Raw genomic sequence first — 19,295 nt, forward strand, 5'->3', positions numbered from 1 at the left:
CAAAAAACCGAAATCGAATTTTTGATTTCGGTTTTTGTGATTTACTGCGGAACAGCCGTTTTTTTCATAAACGCTTCAATCTCTGCCGCCGCACGCTCCGCTCCGCCTGCTTCTTTTACATCCTTTTGCATGTTTTTGACGCGGCTTAACACCTCTTGATCACCGGATACGGCCTGAACTGCTTCCCGCAGCCTGGAAACAGTGACTTCCTCTTTCGGCAAATAAACGCCAAGGCCTAATTCGTCGGCACGCTTTGCGGTGAGCTCCTGCTCATACATTTGCGGAATGACGACAAGCGGCACACCGGCATTCATTGCTTCCATCGTACTGTTCATCCCGCCATGAGAAATAAACAAATCGGCTTTCGCCAACACCTCAAGCTGCGGCACGCTTTGGCGAATGGTAAAGTGAGCAGGGATATCATCCAAGCTTTCAGGATCAATCGTTTTCCCGACCGACATGATCACTTGCCACGAAGAATCCCGAAATGCCTCGATGCACATCTTATAAAATTCCGGCCATGCGTTAAACGCCGTTCCCAATGAAATCAGCATAAGCGGGCGATCACCCTTTTCAATCAACAGGCTTTCTTGTTCCGTCCGTTTTCCAAGGGAAGGGCCGACAAAACAGAAACGGTCATCGAACGTCTCATGCTGGATTTGAAAAGACTTCGGCATAAAGACAATATTTAATGCTTCCGGCACAGCTAATTGTTCAAATGAAACAACCGGCAATTGCTCTTGCTCCAAGTAGGCTTTAAATTCAGCCTCGGCCTCTTTTATCATTTTCAGCATGTCTTCACTTCCAAGCTGAAAGGATTCATTTTGGGCATATGATGAACAAAGCTTGACAGCGGGCACATGAAGCTTGTCAGCAAATAATTTTCCAGCCAGCGCGACAAAATCATAGATGATCAGATCAGGCTGATCATCTTGATATAACTCCTCAAGCTGCGGCAGAATGCTCAGTGATTCTTTTAAGAGACTGAGCGGCGCGTCATTCTTTTCCATCATCTCCCTGATTTGCTTAGGGTCAATGTTCAACGAGGTATGATAAATTAGTGCTTCTCCACCGGCTTTCTGAACAGCAGGCGCGAACTCCTCCGTCGTGGCATACGTGACACGATGCCCTCTCTCACAAAGCTTCTCTACTAATGCCAGCGTAGGATTGACATGCCCGTACGCCGGGATATTGATGAGCGAAATATGGTACTTTTTCATGAAACCAGTCCCCTTATTGATTAAATTTTGACACGAAAGCTCTTTAATCCGTATATCACGCTGTTTTCAATCGGCGTGATACTGACACATTCCATATGAGGAAAAGCAAAAATCAAAGACGTTAACGCAATATTCGCTTCAAGACGGGCAAGCGGTGCCCCAAGACAAAAATGGATGCCGTGTCCAAACGCGATATGCGGATTGGGATGGCGGTGAATATCAAACAGGTGCGCCCTGTCAAACGTCGTTTCATCACGATTTGCTGACGCCACAAAAGCCAGAACCATATCACCTTCTTTAATGTGGTGTCCCCCAATCTCCGTATCCCGCTTGGCAATTCGCCTCAAAACCGGTGCAGGCGCCCTGAAACGCAGGGCTTCCTCCACTGCCTGAGGCATTAGTTCAGGATGGCACCGCAGTTCCTCGTAAGCATCCGGCGTTTCCAATATGCTGTACATCGCATTTGAAATCAGGTTTGTTGTGGTTTCATTCCCGGCCACCAATAGCAGCGTGCAAAACGGAATCAGTTCTTCTCCGGAAAGCTTCTCGCCTGTTTCTTCCGCTTTCACTAAAATTGAAATGATATCCTGTGCCGGTTTTTTTCGCTTTTCTTCTATGATGTTGGCAAAGAACGCAGCCAGTTCTTCCTCGCACTTGTTTCGTTCTTCCAAAAAGGCTTTTTCAGCTTCTTCACTATTATCCTTCGGCGTGCTGACCAGAAGATCAGACCATGTTTTAAACCGCTCCATATGCTCAGAAGGAACCCCGAGCAGCTCAGATATCACGATGACCGGAAGCGGATATGAAAAATCGCGCACAAGATCAAACTCGCTTCGTCCCTGAAACTTTCGAATCAATTCATTTGTGATTTCCTGAATTCTCGGTTCCCATTGCTTCATCACACGCGGTGTGAAGGCTTTATTCACTACAGAACGGATTTGCGTATGCCTCGGCGGGTCCATATTAATGATGGAATTCCCAATAGCGCTTGATTGCTGCGGCATATAGCTGGAAAACACCTCTTTATCTCCAATGACTTTTTTGACATCATTATAAAGAAAAACGCTCCACACCTGGTTTTCTTCATCATAGGAAACAGGTGCATTCCTTCTCATCGATTCGTACCACGGAAACGGATGATAAGCATCCTGTTTGTTTTTTCCATTGAGCAGCGCTCGCTGCAAGGCTTGCCGGCGGTTTAACACATTCATGTATTGTCACTCTCCTTGAAAGAATTCAGCAATTGGCGCTCTTCTTCACCTCCCGCTTTCGAGAAAGAGAGGGACAATCAAGTATAGACAGATTGATAACAGCAGGCAGGCGATCATGAAGTCCGATGCAGGCATCATATATTCCCTCTCGAATTCCGTTCATCTTACCATAATCTCTCAATTTTTTTCTATTCTGCACTACCATTTGGGCTCACAACGTGACGTTAGGCATAGACATGCAAATTCAATATGCATTCAATTGCACACGTTCCGATGCGAAAACACCCCTATTTCCAACCAATAGCACTAACTTAAAAAGATGACTTTTCCATTATATAAAGCACGCTGATTCTATGATTTAATAGAAGGTAAAAGGTGAAGGAGAGAACAACATGGCAGCACAGACTGATTTCCAAAAACAATTTGTCGGCATCCTGCTTTCACTTGCATTTGTATTGTTTGTGTTCTCTTTTTCTGAGAGACATGAAAAACCGCTTGTTGAGGAAAAAAATCAAGAAAACTGGCATGCTGTCGTCGACAAAGCTTCTGTCGAGATTTACGGCAACCGATTAGTTGAAGAAAACAAATTAAAGCAAAAACTCGGCCATAAACAAGCCGATTCTATTTTGACCCTTCTGAAACTCGCCAACGAAAAACATATTGCGCTATAAAAAAGAAAGAGCTTTCCGGGCTCTTTCTTTTTTAGTCAAATAGCGTGTTTTTTTCTGGATGGCGTATAAAGTCAAACAGCATGCAAAGCTGTGAGGGTGTGTTTCGTTTTGGAGAAAGCGGCGGGAGCCTGTCCTCCGGAAAAAAAGCGGCATGGTTCGTCTCAATTCCCGTTTCCCCCTGCCCGCCCGTTATGCTGCATGCAATGAAAATTTTATAGTAATGATACGGCTGAGGCGGATGGGGATGCTTTTGGCTGTCCAACACGGCCAGCAATCGGGACGGTTCTGTATCGTACCCCGACTCTTCTTTGATTTCCTTGACCACGTTTTCAGCCGGTGATAAGCCAATCTCGCAAAACCCGCCCGGCAGTGACCACAGCTCATCATGCTTCTCCCGAACAAGCAAAATCTGATGATCTCGGAATACTGCGCCGCGAACATCCGCTTTCGGTGTCGGATAGCCTTTCTCGCCCTTCCATAATTCAGTGATCACCTCAATTTCCGTTTGCGTGTAATCCGCCATCATCTCTGCGCTTAGCTTCATCAGCTCTTCGTACCTTTCCCTGTCATACACATCCTTTGAAAAAGCGAGTCCCGCCTGCGCGATCGCCCGAATCCGCTGCGCCCGCTTCAGCCATTTGGTTTGCACTTTGATCACTCATCCTTTCACATTATTTTCCGCTATAAAAAAAGCACGTTTCCCACTAATGAAAACGTGCAACTGTAAATCTATTTCTAATCTAACTTCACCAAATAATCAATATTGTCCTTCACTCTTTCTTCAATTTTAGTGGTTGTTGAATTATTAGCTAAAAACGGATTATATACCAGTGTGCAATGTTTTTGTTCCCCTTTAGGGATGACATAACTGAGTACACCTGTAACCTTTTTCCCTGATACTAGTGTTCCTCCCATAAGCATTCTGCCCTGCTCTTCTATAGAAAAAACTGGCCGGACTGATTGATCATTCTTGTCTTTTAAGTCTATCCCGATAAAATTGTAGCTTATTGAGTCTTTCCCTATGTTTTCTATCGTAACTTCTATAATGAGCCGTTCCTCATCTTCTTTTAATGTTTTTGACTTAGAGTCTACAGCTCCTCCAAATTCCGTATATTCACCTTTTTGCACTCTATCAACTTTATTCACTGTAAAATTCGTATGTCCTGCTTTAAACGTTTCTCCTATTTTATGTATTTGATCATCTTTTTTAATCTTCGGCTCACCGCCTTTTTTCAATTCCTTATCAATTTCCTTTTTAAGCTCTTCTTCCGATTTTTTCTCTTTCGGTTTTTCTTTCTCTGACGCATCGCTCGATTGGCTGCACGCGGAAAGCGCAAGCCCGATCGTCAGGACAAATAATAGCAATAAGACTTTTTTCACGACTGTTCCCCCATCTAAAGTAATCGATTTCTATTATAATCAGGTTTTACCTTTTCCTGACAGGTAAGAAAGTAACAATTTTATTTATTTTATCTATTACCAACTGACTCTTTTCTAGTGTTTGAACATTTTTCACTAGTTCATTAGTCCTTTTCATCAAAAAAAAACCCGAGCTGGCAGCAGCCGGCTCGGGCAGGTAGTCAATCTCGCTTATTCATATCCCTTTTCTCTCTCGGTTCCTGTTGTTGTTTTTGGTGCTCCGGAGGCTGCGTCGTGCGTTCCATCTCCTTTGTATCTTGTCCCATTCCCTTTAAAAACGAGAAAAGCAGTGTAATTGATTTGTTGATTTCCGGGTCTTTGAGCGAACGAATGATATCGAAATAACCTGTTTTCTCTTCGCTGTCCTTCTGTTCCACCGCGTTTGCCACCCCCGCATTCACTTTCAAAATGAGGGGCTCCAGCTGTTTCACATCCAGCATGCCGAGCGTTCCAAACAGAAGAAGCAGATTTTTCAGCGTATTGGCCGTTTCCTCTGTATCTGCTTTTTTGACTAGGATATCAAGGACTTTATCCCCTTGGCCAAAAAGGCCGCGGAGCAATGGCAGGACGCCGCGCTCGTTCATGTGGCCGAGCATTTGCAGCGTTTCTAGAATGACTGCCTTATTTTCAACTAATGCATCTTCAATTTCTTTCATATCACGCTTACGCTGATCCTCTTCGGTTACTTGGATTTTCTGGATTTGTTTAATTGCTTTAGCCATTACGCCCAATCCCCCTTTTCACTGCGTCACCAGGGAAAATATAATCCTTCCGCGCCCATTTCTTTTGCACTTGCACACCGATTTGCGGCTGCGGGTTGCCGTTGCGGTGATTGATTTTAGGGAGCGGGTTGGTTCCGTCCCGTTTCAAAATTTCCATTTTGGCTGACGTTTCTTTGTATGCCGGCGTATCGGTATCCTTATCGGCATGGCTGCCTGTTAACAGGTTGATCGCTGCTTCCCCTGAATCGTTCATTGGCAAATATACTTCCTTCCCTTTGACACGATCAGTGATCAGGCATTTCACTTTGACATTTCCGAAAGGCGAGGTGAGTCTGACAAGTGTTCCATCCTGAATTCCCCGTTCTGCCGCTAGCTCAGGAGAAATTTCTAAGAATACTTCCGGTGTTTTCTCCGAAATCCCTTTTGATTTGTAGGTTAAGTTTCCTTCGTGGAAATGTTCTAAGAGCCGCCCATTGTTGACGTGGATATCATATTCCTCACCGAACTCATCAGGCTCCGTCCACTGAACAGGATAAAGAATGGCTTTGCCGTCCGGAAAAGGAAAGCGCTCTGTAAAGAGTAAAGGCGAATCCTTTCCATCGGCGCTTACAGGCCATTGAAGAGAATTGTAGCCTCGAAGACGTTCATAGGTAACACCGGCATAAATCGGCGACAGCATGGCTGCTTCCTCCATAATGTCACTAGGGTGTTCATAGCGCCAGCCAGCGCCAAGCTTATTGGCTACTTCCATAATAATTTGCCAATCAGGCTTTGATTCGCCCAACGGTTCAAACACCTGATACAATCGCTGAATACGACGTTCTGTGTTTGTGAAAGTACCCTCTTTTTCAAGGCTTGGGCTCGCAGGAAGAACAACATCGGCATACTCTGCTGTTCGTGAAAAGAAAATGTCCTGCACCACAAAGAAATCAAGCTTTTCATATGCGGCGTGCACATGATTGATGTTGGAATCAACCAGCCCCATTTCTTCCCCTTTTACATACATCGCTTTCAGCTGGCCGGAATGGATTTTTTCAATCATTTCGTGATTGGTCATGCCCGGCTCCTTCGGCATCGGCACCCCCCACGCCCGCTCGTATTTTTGGCGGACTTGTTCATCCGTTACATTTTCATAGCCAGGCAGTTTGTTAGGCATGCTTCCGAAGTCACTTGCCCCCTGCACGTTGTTATGACCGCGCAACGGATAAGAGCCTGTTCCCGGTTTTCCATAGTTTCCTGTCACAAGCAGCAGATTCGAGATCGCCGTGCTCGTGTCGCTTCCGCCAATATGCTGCGTCACACCCATCGCCCATAATGCACACACACTGTCAGCCTGACCGATCATCTCGGCCATTTCGATGAGAGTTTCTCGATCTATTCCGGTTTTCTCCTCGGCATATTCGAGTGTGTATGGCGCCAGGCTTTTTACGTATTCATCCCGTCCGTTCACTTTTTCTTGTAAAAAGCGTTCATCAGCCTTGCCGTTTTCAATCAAATATTTGGCGATGGCATTCAGCCAGACGATATCTGAACCCGCACGCGGCTGGACAAATAAATCAGAGCGCTCTGCCATTTCGTGTTTTCTGATATCCGCTACGATCACTTTCTGTCCTCTCAGCTTATGAGCCCGTTTAATGCGAGTGGACAAGACTGGATGGGACTCAGACGTATTCGAACCGATAATCAACACAAGGTCTGCTTGCGCGATATCTGTAATTGACCCTGAATCACCGCCATAGCCGACTGTTCGGAACAGGCCGGCAGTCGCAGGAGATTGACAATAGCGCGAGCAGTTGTCCACGTTATTTGTGCCGATGATCCCTCTTGCCAGTTTTTGCATGAGGTAGGATTCCTCGTTTGTACATTTAGAAGATGTAATAAAGGCAAGTGAATCAGAGCCAAACTCGTCTTTCAAATCGGTGAACTTGTTGGCGATCAGCGTTAACGCTTCCTCCCATTCCGCTTCCCGGAAATGGTCGCCTTCGCGGATCAGCGGCTTTGTCAGGCGCTCCTCGCTGTTTACGAAATCCCAGCCGAACTTTCCTTTTACACAAGTAGAAATGCCGTTGGCTGGCGCTTCCTCCTGCGGCTCCACTTTCAGAATGTCTCTTCCCTTTGTCCAGACATCAAAGCTGCAGCCCACGCCGCAGTATGTGCAGACGGTTTTCGTTTTCTTGATCCGTTCATCACGCATGGCGGATTCCATATCAGAAATGGCGAGAATCGAGCCGTACCCTGTTTCTACGCCTTTTGTGATCTCGATCATCGGACGGAGCGTTTCGTGATCAATGCCTGTTAAATATCCGGCTTCCCCTTCCATTCCTTTTTCCATCATCGCGTTACACGGACAGACCGTTGAACAGTGGCCGCATGACACACAAGACGACTCATTGATCGGCACATCGTTATCCCAAATGACGCGCGGGCGTTTCCGCTCCCAGTCAATGGTCAGGGTTTCAGTCACCTGAACGTCTTGGCAAGCTTCAACACAACGGCCGCACAAAATACATTGGTCTGGATCGTACCGGTAAAACGGATGAGATTCATCCTTATGATAAGGCTTATGGTCAAACGGGATGCTTTGGTGATTGACTTTCATTTCTTTCACCGTATTATGTATTTCACACCCCCCGTTGTTGTAATCGCAAACTGTACAATAAAGCTCATGATTATATAAAATCTTGTCCATCCCGATGACCTGCGCTTTTTTGACATCAGGCGAAAGCGTATCAATGACATCCCCATCCTTTACTTCAGCGGAGCACGATCTCTTTAGCTCACCATTGATGCTGACGATGCACGTATCACATGTTTCAATCGGCCCTAAGCTGGGATGATAGCAAACTTGCGGCACTTCAATCGAACTGTTGTTCAAAAGCTGCAGCAGCGTTTGATCTTCGGAGGCTTCCATTTCAACGCCGTTTATTGTGATTTTTTTCTGTTGAGCCATCTCCATTCCCCTTTCTTGCCAGTGTATATACCGAATTACCCATTTCTCTTCCCTTACAAGAGATCAATAAAACATACAAAACGCACTCAAATGTTTTAGCACATTCACACCGGGAAACGAGGTGGTAGATGAAAAAGGAGGGATATCATGAACAAAACAATGTCTGTTCTAACCGCGACAGCCGCACTGACAGCCTCTCTTTCCAGCTTTGGCGCAGCACCTTTTCCAACCCCTGTAAAGGCCGAAACTCAAGCAACAACGCTCTCCGAAGATACGAATCAATCCGCCGCCGAGCTTGTCAAAAACCTCTACAACACCGCCTACACAGGGGAAATGCCTCAGCAGGCGCAAGGCCTTACCATTAACAAAAGCACGAAAGGCGATGTCCATGCTAAATTAGGGGAACCGGAACGGCCGTCCGGAGGAGACAATCGGTTTGATTTATATCACTGGAATATGGGGAACCCGGGCTACGGATTTTCCTATCATCAAGACATGACCATTTCAGAAATCCGCTACTTTGGAACCGGCGTGGAACGGCAGCTGAATTTAGGAGGGGTTACCCCGGAAGTGCTGCGAAATGAATTAGGCGCCGCTAATCGAGTGTTAACCGTCCCGTTTACCGATGAAATAGATTATGTATATAATACAGGCCGATATGAACTCCATTTTGTAATTGGCAAGGACCAGACCGCCGACCATGTAAACCTTAAAGCGAAATAATCACATCATGCGGCTGTTCAGCCGCTTTTTTTATTGGACAAATAGAGGGTATATTCCTTACAATACATGGGAGTTGAAACAGAGACGGGGTATCAATTCTCAATGAAGCGAAATCGATGGATATATGCAGCTGTCACCATGATGATCATAGCGATGGGGCTGGGATCCAGAGCATTCTCAAGTGTTCTGCCGGATGCCGTCAATCCTTATCTGGGGGACTCGCTGTGGGCGGCCATGATCTATATGGGATGCGGGTTTCTATTTCGGAAAATGAAGACAATGATGACGGGCATGATCAGTCTTTCTTTCTGTTTTTTCATTGAAATCAGCCAGCTGTATCACTCAGATTGGATCGACCGGATCAGAGACACTTCTCTTGGCGGCCTTGTACTGGGGTACGGTTTTTTATGGAGCGATATCGAAGCGTATACGATCGGAATTGCACTCTGTGCAGCCATAGAACTGCTCGTCCTAGGAATCAAAGAGCGCCACAAAATGTGACGCTTTTTTCATATAGAAAACAACTTTTCATATTGCTCAAAGGTTTTTTCCATTACAAGATTCATCCTGATTTCCCCCTTGTTAAAAACATACGGTATGCCGCAGCGTAAGGGTCAACATGGAAAATTAAGCCCTTTTGCACTGTAAAATCATCCAAACCCGCCGATAGGTAAGGCATAGGAGGTGGAACGATGGATATTCCCGCTTTATCAGTTGCTATGCATCAAGCATCACTTGCCCAAAATGTTGATATCGCTTTAACGAAAAAAGTGTTGGACACGGCCCAGCAAAATGCCGATCAAACCTTAAAGATGATTCAGCATCCGACACTCGGACAAACCATTGATATAAAAGCTTAATCACACACCAAAGGCGGCCAAGGACTCCATCCTCCCGGCCGCCTTTATTGTTCACAAAAGAGCATGCATGTTTTGACTGTTCCTCCGTATGATGTATTGTTTGCCATATGAAGGAGGTTATTAAAAGACATGAAAAGATTGTTTACGAAAGCTTCATTGATATTATTCGCAGTTGTATTTATTTTCGCCGTCAAAGGGACGCCCGCCAACGCCGAAACCCATGCCTACGATGGAAAAAGCCCTTATTACAATGATTGTGCATCCAGCGGCTTTACAAAAAAATCCTCAAACTTAGTGAATGCCAACAATCAAGTCATCGGGGTGGTCGAGCTCAAATTCAGCAGTGCATGTAAAACGGCTTGGGCAAAAATCACGATGAATCATACATTGACGTCAGGCTATGAAGCAAATGCGGAGATTACCCGGAACACGGACGGAAAGAGATATAACTGTGATTCTGCAGGCGGCAATGGAAAAGCGGTGGCCGGCCAAAAATCTTGTTATACACCGATGGTATATGATTTGGATCCACGGACTTCTTACGCTTTCGGTAAGTATTCAGGACCGAATCTGAATGTTTGGGCCACTACAGGCTCTTACTAAAAAGAAAAAAGGCTGTCCAAACGGGCAATATCCGCGGCAGCCTTTTCGTATTAATTCGCTTCTCTTTGTTTTTTAACCTCTTCAAGCTGAGAGACCGTCACCAATTGATAGCCTTGATCGGTGAGCTTTTTGATAATTTCATCGGCCGCGTCAGCAGAGGTGCGGTAAATGTCGTGAATCAAGATGGTTCTTCCATCTCCCGCCTGACTCATGACCCGGTCAACGATTGTTTTTTTGTTGCGTTCTTTCCAATCTTCCGGGTCAATATCCCATAATGCGACATCCATTTTCAATTGACTCCGCAGCTCATCATTAATGCCGCCGTATGGAGGTCTTACAAGCGTCGGACGGTATCCGCTTATTTTTTCAATAATATCCTGCGTGTCGTTGATCTGCTTTAACGCTTCTTTTACTGAAAGCCTTGTGAGAAGCGGGTGGCTCCATGAATGGTTCCCCACCTCATGTCCTTCTTTCAGCATCCTTTTAAGCGTTTCCGGATAATATTGCACCCTGCTCCCGAGAACAAAAAACGTGGCATGCCCCTTATGTTGCTTCAAGGAGTCCAAAATTTGATTTGTTGTCGCAGGATTCGGGCCGTCATCGAAAGTAAGCGCAATGACTTTTTGATTTGGATCAACCGTTTCCTCTTTAGGCAATGAAATCACTTCATGCTTCGGCTTTTGCTCTTTGATTTTATTTTTGTTTTTTGCTTTATCAATATATTGTTCTTTCACAATGTCTTTCAAGAGGCTTTTCTTAATCGCAATCGATTGCTCCCCAAGATAGCCTGCTGCGACCTGATATGTATCGAAATAAAATTCGATATAATCTTGCTTGATGGCAAAGCGGCTGAAATTTTCTTTTTTCGGTGCCGTTCCTTCCTTTAACAGCGCTTCGTCAGCAGCAATGTCCTTATCTTTTTTCAGTTCATGATAAGCGATTAACGAAAGCTTATGTAAATAGTCAGCGTCCTCTTTGAAAATATCATCAATCGAAAGAAAAGCTTGTTTACTAAAATCATAGTTAAACGTTTTTTTCACGGTTTGCCCGTGTGCACCGCCGATATATTTATATTCATTAAATACAATCGCTACTGTCTGTTTGGCGTAATGGGCAATTTTATAATCAACATTTAATTCGTTGCGTTTTGTCGTATGCTCCTGATCAACGTCTTTTGTTTCCTTTTGAAATTGGCGAACCTCTTTCTCTGCGAAACTCTTTAATGCCGCATCCATTTTTTTATTTTTAAAAACTGGATAATTGACTGCGTAATTGAACGTTTTCCCGTCGTTCACAAGCGTTGCGATCTCCACGTTCCCATACTGAGAATCAGTTTTCACTTTAGTCATAACCGTTTCTTTTTGTAATGAATTATGGAAAAAGCCAATAAGGCCCGCCACACATACAACTGCTAATAAGATATGAAACCATTTGATTCTTTTTGCCAACAACCCAAATTCCTTCTTTCATAACCATTTCGATTTATCCTTATCAGTTAGAACTGTATCTTTTTAGAAATATTCTTGTAATATTACAGTAACATTTATTTCACATTTGTAATACTATGAGATTTAGTAGTTCTTGTCAATCCTTTTTCAGGGATTTCATCATAAAAAAATCGATTTCACGAATGTACATACACCCAACTCACACATCAAGAATATGGTAAAAGGAATAAAAAAAACATGGGAGGTTTTCCTCTTGGATTATCCTTTGAATGAACAGACATTTGAACAAATGACACCTTATGATGAAAGACAGCCTTATTATTATCCGCGCCCGAGACCGCCATTTTACCCGCCTTATTATTACCCTAGACCGTTCTATCCGTTTTATCCGCGTCCGCCTTACTATTACCCGCGCCCGAGACCGCGCCCACGACCGCCTTACTACCCTTGGTCCGGTTATGGCGGCGGTTTCGGCGGCGGATACGGAGGAGGTTACGGCGGAGGTTACGGCGGAGGTTACGGATACTAGGCGTCGTTTACCAAAATGGGGGCAGTCCAGCTCCCTATTTTTTTGTTTTAAAAATGACAATATCATGACAAATATAGGAAATGATTGTAATTCTCATAGCCGTCTTGTTACGATAACAATAGCATGCAGTTTTGGGGGAGGCGTCTATTTTTGGAGAATACAAGTGATTCTGCAGCTATATCTGAAACGAAATACATAAAACCTTCAAATCGGGTAACAATTTACGATTTTATCAAACTTGCAAAACCCGGCATTATCATATCAAACTCGATAGCAGCCTTCGGCGGATGTTGGATCGCATTTGCAAGCGCAGAAAAACCATTAACCGGAATGGCTTTTTTGATGACAATGGTGACAGCAATGTTTGGAACCGCGTTTGTTATGGCTTCCGGAACTGTTTATAACAACTATTTTGATCGGCATATGGACGCAAAAATGGCACGCACCCGCAGCAGAGCCTCGGTCACAGGGAAAATGCCGCCAGCTATGCTCTTAACGTATGGCTCTGTTTTAGGAATCACCGGTCTTGCGATGCTCTATTCCCTCAATCCATTAACTGCCCTTCTCGGACTGGCCGCCTTTATTTTTTATGCGATTATCTATACGATATGGGTGAAACGAACTTCTGTGTGGAGCACATTTGTCGGGAGCTTCCCCGGAGCTGCGCCGCCATTGATGGGGTATTGCGCGGTAACCGGAGACATCAGTATGACTGCAGTGCTGTTGTACGCGATCATGTTTCTGTGGCAGCCCCCGCATTTTTGGGCAATTGGGATCAGACGCAAAGAGGAATATCGGGCAGCGGGCGTTCCGCTTTTGCCTGTTGTAAGAGGAAATCATATAACAAAAATAAAAATGATTCAATATATTGCAGTTTTGGTGCCGGTCACGTTATTATTTCCTTTTACTCTCGCCAGCGGCCATATCAGTCCATTTTATTTCTTAGCTGCCCTGGTTCTCGGAGGCATATGGATCAAAAAAAGCATCAAGGGATTCAAAACAGATGATGATGTGAAGTGGGCAAAGGATATGTTTGTCTACTCGCTCATTTATTTTTGCTTGCTGTTTTTGATTATGATGGTTGATTCATTTGTGATGTTTTTGATCAGATAATAGTTATGCAAAAAGAGTCACACATTAATGCGACTCTTTTTTGTTTGGAAACACAGCATCTAATAGAAATGTCATGATCAAAAACACAGCCATGCAAATCAAAAATCGTACGATCTCACTCAAAATCCAGCTATCAGCAATACGCATACCATCGGTTTCTCGTAGGCTTGCATATATTGAAAAAATCATGAGTATGTTTTTTAGGGTTTCTTTGTTCATGTCATACCATCGCTTTCTTGAAATGATTACTGTAATGCAAAAATAAAAGATGAGGCAAAATCCATCCGCTTAAAAACATGTCCGCATCACTGCATGTTTTGATTGTATGAAATCCTTGTTGTTTCAGCCAGCCATTTGCAAAGTTCAGGCAAACAGATAAAAAACAATAGACACTTGTAAGACCTCTCCTTTTGCTTAAAGCTTTATTTCAGTTTAGATAACAAATTTTACTTTCAGGCCTTATCCAAGGTTTACGAAACTTCTTGCTCGAACTACCGTATACCTTATCAGGAGGGATCAAACGATGAAAGAGTATGAATTCGTAAGAGTTGAACTGAGTACGATGAGAAGAAGGCCTAAAGAAGACTACCAGCAAATCATCCATGACTATGCGAAAAGAGGCTGGACATTCATTCAGATTTTCGCTCCCAGTATCGATGGGTATGGAGCGGCTGCTTATTTTGAAATCATATTTGAAAGAGATGCGGAAAAAGCTTAGTCTATGTGTCTAAGCTTTTTTATTTACTCTTTGTATCCCAATCTCGTTGCGGGCCATCTATACAATTTCTGCAAATGCAGCATCACATGCTTTTGCTAAATCTCGCGGCGCTACCTTTAGCTGCATACCGATTTTCCCTGCACTGACAATGATAAAATCAAGTGTTTCAGCGGCCGCATCAATATATGTCGGGAACCATTTTTTCATGCCAATTGGTGAGCAGCCGCCGCGAAGATAGCCAGTTACTCTTAATAGCTCCTTCATTGCAATCATGTCTATTTTCTTTTCACCTATTACCTTTGCCGCCTTTTTTACATCTAATTCTTTTGCAACAGGTACAACAAAGACGTAGTAATGATGGGCTCTCGCTGTTGCCACCAATGTTTTATATACATACTCCAAAGGATATCCGATTTTTTCCGAAACAGAGACGCCATCTACCGGCTGGCCCCCTTCTGTTTTGTAGCCTAATAACTCATAGGAGATGTTCTGCTGTTCGATCAGACGAACCGCATTCGTTTTTGCCATTTTTTTCGCCATCCTTTTCCCCCACTATCAAAAAAATTCCTGAAGTCCTGTATGTCTACTTTATTACAGTCTATATAAATACTATCACTAGAGATATCCATATTCCACCAAGCTGCATGTCCAACTCCCAAAACACAGTCATTGTCCTCACACTTTTCGTTCTATTCTTAGTTAACATGAAATAAATCAGGAATGAACGAAATACACCCACATACAATTTGTATAAATGTAAAATGAAGGAGTGGTTGCTTTGTATCCTTACTTTCATAGTCCTCCGTCAATTCCTTACTTTACACCTACTCATAACTCTCAGAGACATCCAGACTTTACAGAAAGACAGCGAAGAAGACAAATCACATTGAATGTAGATGGCGTTGTACCGCCATCTTCCTATGAGGATCTCGGAGACGGGTTTTATTCTTACGCATGGACGAACCAACAGGTCATAAATCCGGGTGAATACCTTGTTTGCCACCTTGAAGGAAGGGATATAAAAGTGATGAATGGCGGGTTTTCATCACGCGATACTGCTCCATTGTATGCGATCGCAAGCTTTCCAAGGAGAAGAAACCAATGGGTTATTACGCTTCATAATCCTGTTCAAACCCAAAGAGCCGTATCGCTTTATCTGATTGCGAAAAGGTGATACGAAATGTCCTCAGAAAGCATTCAGGTGGCATAATGGTTCTTCTTGAAACGAACAGTTACGATAAAGATGAACCTTCTTGATGCCACATCTAAACGAGATCGGTGAATAACTTTTTTTGAATCAACACCTTATTTCCGTGAGAATTCAGTTAAAAACAACGGGACAAAAGAATTTGACTCATGGATTATTTTAAAGAAGGACAATCAGGAAATTGTTAGAGGAACCATTTTTAGGTGACCATTTAAAACAATAAAAAAAGCAGGCATTTCGTCTGCTTTTTTGAAGGCCGTGTAAATAGTTTAAACCCTTCCTCTAAACTGAGAGCGGGTTTAAACAATGATTTATGAAGTTTCCTTACTCATCTTTTTTATCTTTGTCGGTATCTTCAGGATCCTCAACTGGATCTTCTGGATCAGGATCATTATCTTCTTCATCATCTTTATTGATGGTATCATCCTCGTCGACACCTGGGACGTTGTTATTGTCAGTATCTTGGTTGTTGCCGTTATGATCTTGATCGTTCTCCTCAACATCTGGAGCATTGTTATCATTATCATTATTATCTTGACCAGTATTACAGCCCATTAATACAAAACTGGATAGGAACAACGCACTTATGATTTGCAGCCATTTTTTCATATCCACCCTCCTTTCTTCTTTTTGATCCCTATCAGTTTGTCCAGCATGTTTACTTTCATTCGTTTGCATTCTTATATTTCTTTCTTTAAAACTAAGTAACGAAACAAATATTATGAAAGGACATGGCTCGAAGATGAATCATTTCCGATAGATAACTGTCCTTATCTGGCAATTATAGGAGCCAGCATAGCTAACAGCATGAGGGAGGGGGCTAAAATAAAGGGATCAGATCACTCCCTTTTAATTCAATCAAAAAACCCTTCAATTCGAAGAAGGGTTTTTCCATTCATCAACACCTTAGTCTGCTACAGTCAACAGTCAAGACCAGCATGAATTGGCGCACTTGTTATCTTGATCGTGTCATAGATGAGAGACGATACACTCTGCCTGCCCCTCCAGTTTAAATTCTCCAAACCCGTAAGGCAGCAACATATGATCTCCTTTTTTGAAGCGATTGACACTCCCATCGGAGATGATACGGCCTTCTCCTTCAATCACACTGACAAGAAGGAATGGTTTTTGCTGCTTTAAGCTTACATATCCTGATAAACTCCACTTTTCCACTGAAAAGTAAGCGCATTCAATAAACGTGGTTGTAAGCAAATCATCTGTTTGCTCATAATGAACAGATTGCCGATCTGGAATGGATGGAACCTCTATGACTTCTATGCTCTTTTCCAGATGAAGCTCTCGCATATTGCCTTCTGCATCTTTTCGCTCATAATCATATATTCTATACGTTGTATCTGAATTCTGCTGCGTCTCTAAAACGAGAATGCCTTTTCCAATCGCATGAACGGTACCGCTTGGCACATAGAAGAAATCCCCCGGCTTTACCTTTACGCGGCGCAAGAGCTCATCCCATTCTCCAACCTCTATCATCGAGATCAGTTCTTCCTTTGTTTTTGCATTGTGGCCGTAAATGATCTCTGCATCTTTCTCGCAATCAATGATGTACCAGCATTCAGTCTTTCCTAGCTCTCCGTTTTCACGTGTATTGGCAAAATCATCATTCGGATGCACCTGAACGGACAAGTCTTGGTCTGCATCTAATACTTTTGTAAGAAGAGGAAAACGGTCACCTTCAAGATGTCCGAATAAATATCTGTGATGCTCCCATAATTCGTTAAGTGTTAATCCCTTATACATTCCGTTTTGAACAACGCTTTGACCATTTTGATGCGCGGCAAAAGCCCAGCACTCCCCTGTTCGTTCTGACGGAATGTGATAGCCGAAATCAGCTAAAGCGGTGCCGCCCCAAATCCTCTCTTTGAAAACAGGCTTGAAAAATAACGGTTCAGTCATCATGAAAATCCCCCCGCGTTACACGATTTCATCCAACAGTTTGTATGCTTCTTCTGTTGTTTGCACGGAGAGCAGCCGCTTCCTATAGCTGTCATCCATTAGTTTCCGTGATAACATCTGCAATATTTTCAGATGCTGGTTCCCTCCGCTCTCTTTCGGTACAGCAATCATAAAGATTAATTTAGCATCTGATCCATCCAGGCTGTTCCAGCCAACACCTGATCGTTTGATCCCAAAGGCAACACTCGGCTTCCTGACCGCCTCAGACTTTCCGTGCGGAATCGCGATATTCATGCCAATCGCCGTTGTTCCTTGTTGCTCACGATTCAAAATGGCTTGTTTAAACCCGCTCTCTGAAAGCAGCATACCTCCGCGGGACAATGTTTGAATCATTTCATCAATGATGTCATCTCTCGTTTCCCCGGATAAATGTGGCTCTATCAACTCTGGACTGATAATGTCTGTCAGTTTTTTGATATCCGTCATCTCGGCTTCCGGGCTTTCAGCTTGAATTGGCCGCGGTATTTCTTTTGCTGCAGCAGCTTCACTTGGCGGTGCAGTTTCGCTGAGCACAGGGGACGCTCCCGTAATATCCTTTTTTAATACATTGACGAACAGAGCAGTGACAAGAGATCCTGCAATCACAGCAATAAAAAACATCATGACATGATCAACTGCACCAAGCACTGCAACGATAGGTCCGCCGTGCGCCACTCTGTCTCCCACATTGCCAATCATCGCTATGACAGAACCAGTCATAGAACCTGCCATAATACTTGGAATGACGCGAAGAGGATCCTGCGCCGCAAATGGAATCGCTCCTTCAGTGATGCCGAAGAGTCCCATCGTAAATGCCGCTTTCCCCATTTCTCTTTGCGGCGCCTCGAATTTTCTTTTTCCAAAAAACGTCGCGATGCCGAGGCCAATCGGCGGTATACAAATGGCAACTGCAATTGGGCCCATGATTTCGTAATTTCCCTCACCAATCATGGCCGACCCGAACAGAAATGCCACTTTGTTTACGGGGCCGCCCATATCAAATGAGATCATCGCGCCTAAAATCAATGCCAGAAGGATCGAGCTCGAACCTTGCATCCCCGCCAGCCAAACCGTTAAAGTTGTGAAAATTCGAGCTACAGGTGCGCCAATCAAAAACACAAACGCTAACCCTACAATCAGTGATGCAAACACCGGAATAATAATAATCGGCATGATCGGTTGGATTGCTTTTGGAACTTTTAATTTTTTGATCCCAAGTGCCGCGTATCCAGCCAAAAATCCGGCAATGATACCGCCGAGGAAACCGGCGCCGCTTGCGCTGTCATAAAAACTTCCAGCCGCTGCAATATATCCGCCAATCATTCCTGGCACAAGTCCCGGCTTATCAGCGATGCTATATGCGATATATCCGGCTAATATCGGGATCATGAATGAAAATGAAGCACTGCCGATCTGTTCAATCGTTTTCCAGAAGGAATCATCCGGAATAACTAATCCTTTAGGTGTTTTTTCGCCCCCAAGCGTTAATGCAACCGCTATCAATAATCCGCCGACGACAATGAAAGGAACCATAAAAGAAACGCCGTTCATTAAATGACGGTAAATCGGATTTTGCTTCTTCTCCTGTTGACTGCCGGATTCCGATTTTGAAGCGGAATGATAGACCGGTATATCCCCGCTAAGTGCTTTTCGAATCAATTCTTCCGGTTTGCGGATGCCGTCCTGAACCCCGACAGACAGCAGTTTTTTCCCTATAAACCGATCTTTGTTTACGGAGCGGTCTGCCGCAATAATGATCGCGTCTGCCTCCTGAATTTCCTCAGCGGTTAGCTCATTTTCTACCCCGATTCCGCCCTGGGTCTCAACTTTAATGCGAACGCCTAATCTATCAGCAGCTTTTTGCAGATTTTCCGCTGCCATATACGTATGGGCAATTCCATTCGGACAAGAGGTTATCGCTAACAGTTTCATATAAATCCTCCTTTAA

At 44.0% G+C, this 19,295-nt stretch carries 20 protein-coding genes and 1 pseudogene; 10 read left to right on the forward strand and 11 right to left on the reverse strand.

Translation table 11 applies throughout. The features are described from left to right. Positions 1 to 41: 41 nt before the first annotated feature. Together ACY3LV_RS11955 and ACY3LV_RS11960 are read right to left on the reverse strand one after the other, a co-directional pair. Positions 42 to 1,220: a glycosyltransferase gene (locus ACY3LV_RS11955; RefSeq protein ID WP_464863854.1), complete on the reverse strand. Its 1,179-nt coding sequence runs from the start codon at positions 1,218 to 1,220 to the stop codon at positions 42 to 44. A gap of 20 nt (positions 1,221 to 1,240) precedes the next feature. After that, the gene (locus tag ACY3LV_RS11960) at positions 1,241 to 2,431 is read right to left on the reverse strand and encodes a cytochrome P450 (protein WP_464863855.1); all 1,191 of its coding nucleotides are present in this window, start codon (positions 2,429 to 2,431) and stop codon (positions 1,241 to 1,243) included. 392 nt (positions 2,432 to 2,823) lie between these two features. On the opposite strand from ACY3LV_RS11960, the gene ACY3LV_RS11965 reads away from it, so the two are divergent. After that, entirely contained in the window at positions 2,824 to 3,102 is a 279-nt protein-coding gene (locus tag ACY3LV_RS11965) for a hypothetical protein (RefSeq protein ID WP_148963894.1), read from the forward strand. 31 nt (positions 3,103 to 3,133) lie between these two features. Here ACY3LV_RS11965 and ACY3LV_RS11970 read toward each other — a convergent pair whose 3' ends face one another. From ACY3LV_RS11970 to fdhF, 4 genes are all read right to left on the reverse strand, one after another. Next, positions 3,134 to 3,760, reverse strand: a complete 627-nt coding sequence (locus ACY3LV_RS11970; protein ID WP_464863856.1) for an NUDIX hydrolase — start codon at positions 3,758 to 3,760, stop codon at positions 3,134 to 3,136. Between the two features lie 77 nt (positions 3,761 to 3,837). Next, complete coding sequence (locus ACY3LV_RS11975; RefSeq protein ID WP_464863857.1) at positions 3,838 to 4,482, reverse strand: DUF4352 domain-containing protein; 645 nt, start codon at positions 4,480 to 4,482, stop codon at positions 3,838 to 3,840. A 200-nt stretch (positions 4,483 to 4,682) separates the two neighbouring features. Next, positions 4,683 to 5,243 (reverse strand): helical membrane plugin domain-containing protein, encoded by a 561-nt coding sequence (locus tag ACY3LV_RS11980; protein ID WP_087990844.1) that lies wholly within the window; start codon positions 5,241 to 5,243, stop codon positions 4,683 to 4,685. After that, positions 5,236 to 8,193, reverse strand: a complete 2,958-nt coding sequence (gene fdhF / locus ACY3LV_RS11985; protein WP_202328417.1) for a formate dehydrogenase subunit alpha — start codon at positions 8,191 to 8,193, stop codon at positions 5,236 to 5,238. Before fdhF ends, ACY3LV_RS11980 begins: the two co-directional genes overlap by 8 nt. A 147-nt stretch (positions 8,194 to 8,340) precedes the next feature. Here fdhF and ACY3LV_RS11990 point away from each other — a divergent pair, with 147 nt between their 5' ends. The 4 genes from ACY3LV_RS11990 (at position 8,341) to ACY3LV_RS12005 (ending at position 10,379) form a co-directional block, all read left to right on the forward strand. After that, positions 8,341 to 8,916: a YjgB family protein gene (locus ACY3LV_RS11990; protein ID WP_087990842.1), complete on the forward strand. Its 576-nt coding sequence runs from the start codon at positions 8,341 to 8,343 to the stop codon at positions 8,914 to 8,916. 102 nt (positions 8,917 to 9,018) lie between these two features. Next, the gene (locus ACY3LV_RS11995; protein ID WP_087991037.1) at positions 9,019 to 9,417 is read left to right on the forward strand and encodes a ribosomal maturation YjgA family protein; all 399 of its coding nucleotides are present in this window, start codon (positions 9,019 to 9,021) and stop codon (positions 9,415 to 9,417) included. Positions 9,418 to 9,608: 191 nt separating this feature from the next. Continuing rightward, positions 9,609 to 9,776, forward strand: a complete 168-nt coding sequence (locus tag ACY3LV_RS12000; protein WP_087990841.1) for a YjfB family protein — start codon at positions 9,609 to 9,611, stop codon at positions 9,774 to 9,776. A gap of 129 nt (positions 9,777 to 9,905) precedes the next feature. Next, on the forward strand, positions 9,906 to 10,379 hold the full coding sequence (locus ACY3LV_RS12005; protein WP_464863858.1) for a YjfA family protein: 474 nt from the start codon (positions 9,906 to 9,908) through the stop codon (positions 10,377 to 10,379). 50 nt (positions 10,380 to 10,429) lie between these two features. Here ACY3LV_RS12005 and pdaC read toward each other — a convergent pair whose 3' ends face one another. Next, positions 10,430 to 11,830 (reverse strand): peptidoglycan-N-acetylmuramic acid deacetylase PdaC, encoded by a 1,401-nt coding sequence (pdaC, locus tag ACY3LV_RS12010; protein WP_087990839.1) that lies wholly within the window; start codon positions 11,828 to 11,830, stop codon positions 10,430 to 10,432. 250 nt (positions 11,831 to 12,080) lie between these two features. Here pdaC and ACY3LV_RS12015 point away from each other — a divergent pair, with 250 nt between their 5' ends. The 3 genes from ACY3LV_RS12015 (at position 12,081) to ACY3LV_RS12025 (ending at position 14,187) form a co-directional block, all read left to right on the forward strand. Then, positions 12,081 to 12,356, forward strand: a complete 276-nt coding sequence (locus ACY3LV_RS12015) for a spore coat protein (protein WP_202328418.1) — start codon at positions 12,081 to 12,083, stop codon at positions 12,354 to 12,356. 123 nt (positions 12,357 to 12,479) lie between these two features. Next, positions 12,480 to 13,469 (forward strand): heme o synthase, encoded by a 990-nt coding sequence (cyoE, locus tag ACY3LV_RS12020; protein ID WP_333560636.1) that lies wholly within the window; start codon positions 12,480 to 12,482, stop codon positions 13,467 to 13,469. Between the two features lie 523 nt (positions 13,470 to 13,992). Continuing rightward, positions 13,993 to 14,187 carry a DUF4177 domain-containing protein gene (locus ACY3LV_RS12025; RefSeq protein WP_148964335.1) on the forward strand — a complete coding sequence of 65 codons (195 nt, stop codon included), beginning with the start codon at positions 13,993 to 13,995 and terminating at the stop codon, positions 14,185 to 14,187. A 57-nt stretch (positions 14,188 to 14,244) separates the two neighbouring features. On the opposite strand, the gene ybaK is transcribed toward ACY3LV_RS12025, so the two are convergent. Next, positions 14,245 to 14,727, reverse strand: coding sequence for a Cys-tRNA(Pro) deacylase (ybaK, locus tag ACY3LV_RS12030; protein ID WP_333560637.1), 483 nt, complete (start codon positions 14,725 to 14,727; stop codon positions 14,245 to 14,247). Between the two features lie 238 nt (positions 14,728 to 14,965). Between ybaK and ACY3LV_RS12035 the strand changes: the two genes are divergently transcribed. Further along, positions 14,966 to 15,361 (forward strand): hypothetical protein, encoded by a 396-nt coding sequence (locus ACY3LV_RS12035; protein ID WP_333560638.1) that lies wholly within the window; start codon positions 14,966 to 14,968, stop codon positions 15,359 to 15,361. 114 nt (positions 15,362 to 15,475) lie between these two features. Beyond that, positions 15,476 to 15,595, forward strand: a pseudogene (locus ACY3LV_RS12040) (GNAT family N-acetyltransferase); the annotation flags it as partial. Between the two features lie 123 nt (positions 15,596 to 15,718). Here ACY3LV_RS12040 and ACY3LV_RS12045 read toward each other — a convergent pair. From ACY3LV_RS12045 to ACY3LV_RS12055, 3 genes are all read right to left on the reverse strand, one after another. Further along, positions 15,719 to 16,003 (reverse strand): hypothetical protein, encoded by a 285-nt coding sequence (locus ACY3LV_RS12045; protein WP_148964332.1) that lies wholly within the window; start codon positions 16,001 to 16,003, stop codon positions 15,719 to 15,721. 360 nt (positions 16,004 to 16,363) lie between these two features. Beyond that, on the reverse strand, positions 16,364 to 17,311 hold the full coding sequence (manA, locus tag ACY3LV_RS12050) for a mannose-6-phosphate isomerase, class I (RefSeq protein WP_202328422.1): 948 nt from the start codon (positions 17,309 to 17,311) through the stop codon (positions 16,364 to 16,366). 15 nt (positions 17,312 to 17,326) lie between these two features. Further along, positions 17,327 to 19,279: a fructose-specific PTS transporter subunit EIIC gene (locus ACY3LV_RS12055; RefSeq protein WP_202328423.1), complete on the reverse strand. Its 1,953-nt coding sequence runs from the start codon at positions 19,277 to 19,279 to the stop codon at positions 17,327 to 17,329. Positions 19,280 to 19,295 lie beyond the last annotated feature (16 nt).

It is taken from the genome of Bacillus sp. 11C (assembly GCF_055486375.1).